This window comes from Streptococcus sp. HMSC067H01, assembly GCF_001814775.1.
In the GTDB taxonomy this organism is placed as follows: Bacteria; Bacillota; Bacilli; order Lactobacillales; family Streptococcaceae; genus Streptococcus.
Map to the genome: position 1 here is coordinate 50,507 of NZ_KV817768.1, position 6,303 is coordinate 56,809.

Genomic DNA, 6,303 nt, shown 5'->3' on the forward strand with positions numbered 1-6,303 from the left:
TCTATAAAAGGGAGAAAAATGGTACAATAATAATTTGAGGTAATAAAGATGAGATTAGATAAATATTTAAAAGTATCAAGAATTATTAAGCGCCGTACAGTGGCTAAAGAAGTTGCAGATAAGGGACGTATCAAGGTAAATGGTATTCTTGCTAAGAGCTCTACAGATTTAAAAATCAATGACCAAGTCGAAATTCGTTTTGGAAATAAGTTGTTGCTTGTAAAAGTATTAGAGATGAAAGATAGCACTAAAAAAGAAGATGCCGCAGGTATGTATGAAATTATCAGCGAAACAAGGGTAGAAGGCGATGTATAAAAAAATAGTCCAAATGAATAATTCCTTTATTCAAAATGAACATCAGCGTCGTAAATACTTGATGGAAGAACGACAAAGACGAAATCGTTTTATGGGTTGGGTGTTGATTTTGATTATGTTGTTGTTCATCCTACCAACATATAATTTGACTCAAAGTTATCAGCAACTACTCGAACGTCGCCAACAGTTATCTGACTTGAAAAAGCAGTATCAAGAATTGAGCGATGAAAAAGATAAAGAATCAAATCTTGCAACAAAACTAAAGGACGAAACTTACGCAGCTAAATATTTGCGTGCTAAATATTATTATTCAAAATCATGGGAGGAAGTATACACCATTCCGGACTTGCTTCCTAGGTAATAGAATATGGAAAATTTATTAGATATTGTTGAACAATTTTTAAGTTTATCAGATGAAAAATTAGAAGAGTTATCTCAGAAGAATCATCTGCTACGACTTCAGGAAGAAGAGGAAAAAAAGAATGCGTAAATTTTTAGTGATATTACTACTTCCTATTTTCTTTAAAAGTGTCCAGGTAGTAAGCACTGAGAATCCAGTTATCATTCCAAATCAAGAAGTTTATTTCTTAACTCATGCTCCGTATCATTTTTATTATCAAGATACTATAGAATCTCCAAAATTTTATGGTGAAACGTCCATTTATGCTTCAGATGATTTGATAAAAGAGTCAGGGAAAGTCAATGCAGAGACAACATTATCCGTGATAGAATGGCGGTTAAATGGACAAGGTCAGCCTGTCTTTAAATTATCTAATAATCAGTTTGTTGCTGCAGATAAAAGACTTCTATATGATGCATCAAAAATAAATTCTCTATCCCAAAAAGTATGGTTAGAACCTGGATTTTTCATTTACAATAGTCCCTATGATCAAATAGAAAAAACAACTACTTTAGCTCCTTATCAAGATGTTGAAGTGGATATGTCAGTGTTTGCTGAGGGACGGGAATTCTTACATATCAATCAAATTGGTTGGGTTGCTAGTGATTATATTTCTCAAGATGATAATCGTATCCAGAAAGTACAAGAGTTACTGACTGAAAATTATCAAAATGAACAGTTTTCTATTTATGTTAAACAATTGAGCACAGGTAAGGAAGCTGGGATTAATGAAAATCAGAAAATGTATGCTGCAAGTGTTATGAAGCTGCCCTATCTTTATTATGTTCAGGAAAAAATCAATCAAGGTGATTACCAACTTGACACGAAACTGAAGTATGTTTCCGAAGTGAATGATTTCCCTGGTTCTTATAAACCTGAAGGTAGTGGAAGTCTTCCTAAAACAGCAGACAACAAAGAATACACCATCAAAGATTTGATATCAAAAACAGCGAAAGAATCTGATAATGTAGCCCACAACATTCTTGGATATTATATTACCAACAAGTCAGATGAGACCTTTAAAAAGGAGATGGCTAGAATTTCAGGTGAAGAGTGGAACGTAACAGATAAGTTAGCATCAGCTAAAATGGCTGGTCAAGTTATGGAGGCTATTTATAATCAGAATGCTTTTGTTTTAGAATCTCTATCACAAACGTCCTTTGACAATCAGAGGATTGCGAAAGATATTTCTGCTAAGGTAGCCCATAAAATTGGGGATGCAGATGAATACAAGCATGACACTGCTATTGTTTATTCAGAGTCTCCTTTCATCATTTCAATTTTTACCAAAAATTCAGATTATGATACCATTTCTAAAATTGCCAAGGATGTCTATGAGGTCCTGAAATGAGAGACCGCGATTTTTTAAATCATTTTCTAGAAAAAGGTTATTTTAAACATCATTCAAAAGTAGTTGTAGCTTTATCTGGTGGACTTGATTCGATGTTTCTGTTTCGCCTTTTATCAACTTATAAAAAGGAACTTGGTATTGAGCTTCTTTTAGCTCATGTCAATCATAAACAACGACTAGAGTCAGATAATGAAGAACATGAATTAAGAAAACTAGCTGAACAAGCTGGAGTTCCAATTTATGTAGCTAACTTCTCTGGAGTTTTTACAGAATCTAGAGCTCGTCAATTTCGCTATGAATTTTTCAGAGAAGTGATGGAGAAAACTTCATCTACAGCTCTTGTAACGGCTCATCATGCAGATGACCAGGTCGAGACGATTTTCATGCGATTGATAAGAGGGGGTAGATTACACCATTTATCAGCTATTAAAGAAAGACAAGAGTTTGATAAAGGAGAATTGATTCGTCCCTTGCTCTCCTTTTATAAGAAGGAATTTCCTGAAATTGAACATTTTGAGGATGAGACAAATCAGGAAAATCACTATTTTCGCAACCGTGTTCGCAATCTCTATTTACCGCAGATTGAAACAGAGAATCTTCAAGTTAGAAAAGCTTTGCTAGAATTTGGAAAAGAAGTATCTGACTATCAGACAGCTATCGGTGAATTAACTCAAACAGTAGATATTGAAGATTTAACTCAGTTTTTATCTTTTTCAGAAGAAACACAACGAGTTTTATTGCAACACTATCTTGGTCGATTCGCAAACTTAAATGTAACAAGAGAACAATTTCAACAGATCCATCATATATTGAAAACCAAGAGTCAATATCGCCATAGTTTAAAAAATGGTTATGAGCTTGTAAAGGAATACGATCACTTTCAGATTTGTAAAATCAGACCAAAGTCTGATGAAAAAAACAATGAGTGTGTGTTAGACTATCTAAACCAAGTTCACTATGAAGGATATCTATTTTCATTTGGACTTCCTTTAGAAGGAGATAGAGTTCAAAAAATATATGTTTCACGGGAAACATCCTTAATTTTACGGCACCGTCATTCAGGTGACTATCTGATAAAAAATGGACATCGAAAAAAACTAAGACGACTTTTTATTGATTTAAAAATCCCTAAAGAAAAACGGGAAAAAGTGATAATCATTGAGCAATCAGGTCAAATTTGTTCAGTTTTAGGAATTGAAACTAGTGATTTGAGTAAAAAAATGAAAAATGATATAATGAACACTGTACTTTATATAGAAAAAATAGATAGGTAAAATCATGTTAGAACAAGACATCAAGAAAATTATGATTTCACAAGATGAAATTACAGAAGCAGCTAAGAAATTAGGTGCTCAGTTGACAAAGGATTACGAAGGAAAGAATCCAATCCTAGTTGGAATTTTAAAAGGATCTATTCCTTTTATGGCTGAATTAATCAAATATATTGATACACATCTTGAAATGGACTTTATGATGGTCTCTAGTTATCATGGTGGGACTGTCAGCAGTGGTGTCATTAATATCAAACAAGACGTAACTCAAGATATTAAAGGTCGACATGTTGTCTTTGTAGAAGATATTATCGATACTGGTCAAACTTTGAAGAGCTTGAGAGATATGTTTACTGCAAGAGAAGCGGCCTCTGTTAAGATTGTTACTATGTTGGATAAACCAGAGGGACGCACTGTCGAAATTGAAGCAGATTATACATGTTTTACAATTCCAAACGAGTTTGTTGTAGGCTATGGTTTAGACTATAATGAAAATTATCGTAACCTTCCTTATGTAGGCGTATTGAAAGAGGAAGTTTACTCAAAATAGAAGGGTAAGTTGTTGAATGCAAAAACAAAATAATGGTTTCATAAAAAATCCATTTCTTTATTTGTTGATGATTTTCTTGCTGGTGACAGGATTTCAGTACTTTTTTGCTGGAAGAGCCGCTGGTCATAGTCAACAAATCAAGTACTCAGAATTGGTGCAGGAAATTACCAATGATAACGTAAAAGAAATGACCTATCAACCAAACGGTAGTGTTATTGAGGTATCAGGTGAATACAAAACTGCAAAAACAGAAAAGAAGGAAACTGGGATTCAATTTTTCACTCCTTCTGCTACAAAGGTAGAAAAATTTACTAGCATTATCCTACCATCAGATACCACTATTGCTGATTTACAAAAGTTAGCAGGTGAACATCAAACACAAATTGAAGTGAAACATGAGAGTTCAAGTGGTATGTGGATTAACATCCTAGTGTCTATCGTACCATTTGGCATCTTATTCTTCTTCCTATTCTCAATGATGGGCAATATGGGAGGAAATAATGGACGAAATCCAATGAGCTTTGGTCGAAGTAAAGCTAAAGCTGCTAACAAAGAAGATATCAAAGTTCGCTTCTCAGATGTTGCAGGCGCAGAGGAAGAAAAACAAGAACTTGTTGAAGTTGTTGAATTTTTAAAAGATCCAAAACGTTTTACAAAATTAGGTGCTCGTATCCCAGCTGGTGTTCTCTTAGAAGGACCTCCGGGAACTGGTAAAACATTACTTGCTAAAGCAGTTGCCGGAGAAGCTGGTGTACCATTCTTTAGTATTTCAGGTTCTGACTTTGTAGAAATGTTCGTCGGTGTTGGTGCAAGCCGTGTCCGTTCTCTATTTGAGGACGCTAAAAAAGCAGCACCAGCCATTATCTTTATTGATGAAATCGACGCTGTTGGTCGCCAACGTGGTGTCGGTTTAGGTGGAGGTAATGACGAACGTGAACAAACCCTAAACCAACTCTTGATTGAAATGGATGGTTTTGAAGGAAATGAAGGAATCATTGTTATTGCGGCAACCAACCGTTCAGATGTTCTAGATCCAGCTCTTCTTCGTCCAGGTCGTTTTGATAGAAAAGTATTGGTTGGTCGTCCAGATGTTAAGGGACGCGAAGCAATTCTGAAAGTCCATGCTAAAAATAAACCGTTAGCAGAAGATGTAGATTTGAAATTGGTGGCACAACAAACTCCTGGTTTTGTTGGTGCAGATTTGGAAAATGTATTGAACGAAGCAGCTTTGGTTGCAGCTCGTCGTAATAAGTCAGTGATTGATGCTTCAGATATTGATGAAGCTGAAGATCGTGTTATCGCTGGCCCTTCTAAGAAGGATAAAACTGTTTCTCAAAAAGAACGTGAAATGGTTGCTTACCATGAGGCAGGACATACAATTGTTGGCCTCGTATTGTCCAATGCACGTGTCGTTCATAAGGTAACAATCGTTCCTCGTGGTCGTGCAGGTGGTTACATGATTGCTCTTCCAAAAGAAGATCAAATGTTACTATCTAAAGAAGATATGAAAGAACAATTAGCAGGTTTGATGGGTGGACGTGTTGCTGAAGAAATTATCTTTAATGTCCAAACAACAGGTGCATCCAACGACTTTGAGCAGGCTACACAAATGGCGCGTGCAATGGTTACGGAGTATGGTATGAGTGAAAAACTTGGACCGGTTCAGTATGAAGGTAATCATGCTATGTTTGGTGCTCAATCCCCACAAAAAACAATTTCAGAGCGTACAGCTTACGAAATTGATGAAGAAATTCGTTCATTGTTGAATGAAGCGCGTAATAAAGCGACTGAGATTATTCAATCAAATCGTGAAACTCATAAGTTAATTGCAGAAGCATTATTGAAATACGAAACATTAGATAGTACACAAATTAAATCTCTTTACGAAACAGGTAAGATGCCTGAAGCAACAGAAGAAGAATCACATGCACTTTCTTATGATGAAGTAAAATCTAAAATGACTGAAGAAAAGTAAACATAATGAACGCTAACAGAGAAAACTGATGTTTTCTCTGTTTTCTTGTATAAAAATATCAGTAGCTGTTAAATATAAATACAAGAATTCTCTAATATAGAGATAAAAATGATAGATCCCTGTGTTAGATAGTTACTCGGATAGGAAGAATTAAATTATATATAAGAATAAAATAAGAAAGTGTAAAGTTCTTAGGTAACATCAAGAAATACTCCAAAAATAAAAGATGAAGTTTAATTGAATAGAAACCTAATCTTAAAACTGAAATGATACTTTAAAAGAATAACAATAAATACAATGAAAAATCCAAAAATGTAAAATCATGAAAAGAAAAAGTTCTCAGTAGAACGCTTCAAAGGCCGCAAGTCTCTTCTTAAGGAGTTAGAGCTAGTCTTCAAAGATTGGTGAAAAAAGTTTTAAAAAGGTGTTGACAAGTAAGAA

The 6,303-nt window shown here is 34.7% G+C and carries 7 protein-coding genes; all 7 read left to right on the forward strand.

Annotated features, from left to right (window positions below; translation table 11 throughout):
- The first annotated feature begins 48 nt into the window (after positions 1-48).
- The 7 genes from HMPREF2987_RS00645 to ftsH are packed head-to-tail and all read left to right on the forward strand — an operon-like array spanning position 49 to position 5,862.
- Positions 49-315, forward strand: coding sequence for an RNA-binding S4 domain-containing protein (locus tag HMPREF2987_RS00645; protein ID WP_006146042.1), 267 nt, complete (start codon positions 49-51; stop codon positions 313-315).
- Positions 308-676 (forward strand): septum formation initiator family protein, encoded by a 369-nt coding sequence (locus tag HMPREF2987_RS00650; protein ID WP_075228920.1) that lies wholly within the window; start codon positions 308-310, stop codon positions 674-676. The genes HMPREF2987_RS00645 and HMPREF2987_RS00650 overlap by 8 nt, the downstream gene beginning before the upstream one ends.
- Positions 677-682: 6 nt before the next feature.
- Entirely contained in the window at positions 683-805 is a 123-nt protein-coding gene (locus HMPREF2987_RS11165) for an SP_0009 family protein (protein ID WP_257374787.1), read from the forward strand.
- Positions 798-2,066, forward strand: a complete 1,269-nt coding sequence (locus HMPREF2987_RS00655; protein WP_075228921.1) for a serine hydrolase — start codon at positions 798-800, stop codon at positions 2,064-2,066. Before HMPREF2987_RS11165 ends, HMPREF2987_RS00655 begins: the two co-directional genes overlap by 8 nt.
- Complete coding sequence (tilS, locus tag HMPREF2987_RS00660; protein WP_075228922.1) at positions 2,063-3,340, forward strand: tRNA lysidine(34) synthetase TilS; 1,278 nt, start codon at positions 2,063-2,065, stop codon at positions 3,338-3,340. Before HMPREF2987_RS00655 ends, tilS begins: the two co-directional genes overlap by 4 nt.
- 4 nt (positions 3,341-3,344) lie before the next feature.
- Positions 3,345-3,887 carry a hypoxanthine phosphoribosyltransferase gene (hpt, locus tag HMPREF2987_RS00665; RefSeq protein WP_075228923.1) on the forward strand — a complete coding sequence of 181 codons (543 nt, stop codon included), beginning with the start codon at positions 3,345-3,347 and terminating at the stop codon, positions 3,885-3,887.
- Between the two features lie 16 nt (positions 3,888-3,903).
- Positions 3,904-5,862: an ATP-dependent zinc metalloprotease FtsH gene (ftsH, locus tag HMPREF2987_RS00670; RefSeq protein WP_075228924.1), complete on the forward strand. Its 1,959-nt coding sequence runs from the start codon at positions 3,904-3,906 to the stop codon at positions 5,860-5,862.
- Positions 5,863-6,303 lie beyond the last annotated feature (441 nt).

What these genes read in the sequence shown, in the direction of transcription:
- HMPREF2987_RS00645 (WP_006146042.1), top strand. Translation starts at nt 49, where the DNA reads ATGAGATTAGATAAATATTTAAAAGTATCAAGAATTATTAAGCGCCGT.
- HMPREF2987_RS00650 (WP_075228920.1), top strand. Translation starts at nt 308, where the DNA reads ATGTATAAAAAAATAGTCCAAATGAATAATTCCTTTATTCAAAATGAA.
- HMPREF2987_RS11165 (WP_257374787.1), top strand. Translation starts at nt 683, where the DNA reads ATGGAAAATTTATTAGATATTGTTGAACAATTTTTAAGTTTATCAGAT.
- HMPREF2987_RS00655 (WP_075228921.1), top strand. Translation starts at nt 798, where the DNA reads ATGCGTAAATTTTTAGTGATATTACTACTTCCTATTTTCTTTAAAAGT.
- tilS (WP_075228922.1), top strand. Translation starts at nt 2,063, where the DNA reads ATGAGAGACCGCGATTTTTTAAATCATTTTCTAGAAAAAGGTTATTTT.
- hpt (WP_075228923.1), top strand. Translation starts at nt 3,345, where the DNA reads ATGTTAGAACAAGACATCAAGAAAATTATGATTTCACAAGATGAAATT.
- ftsH (WP_075228924.1), top strand. Translation starts at nt 3,904, where the DNA reads ATGCAAAAACAAAATAATGGTTTCATAAAAAATCCATTTCTTTATTTG.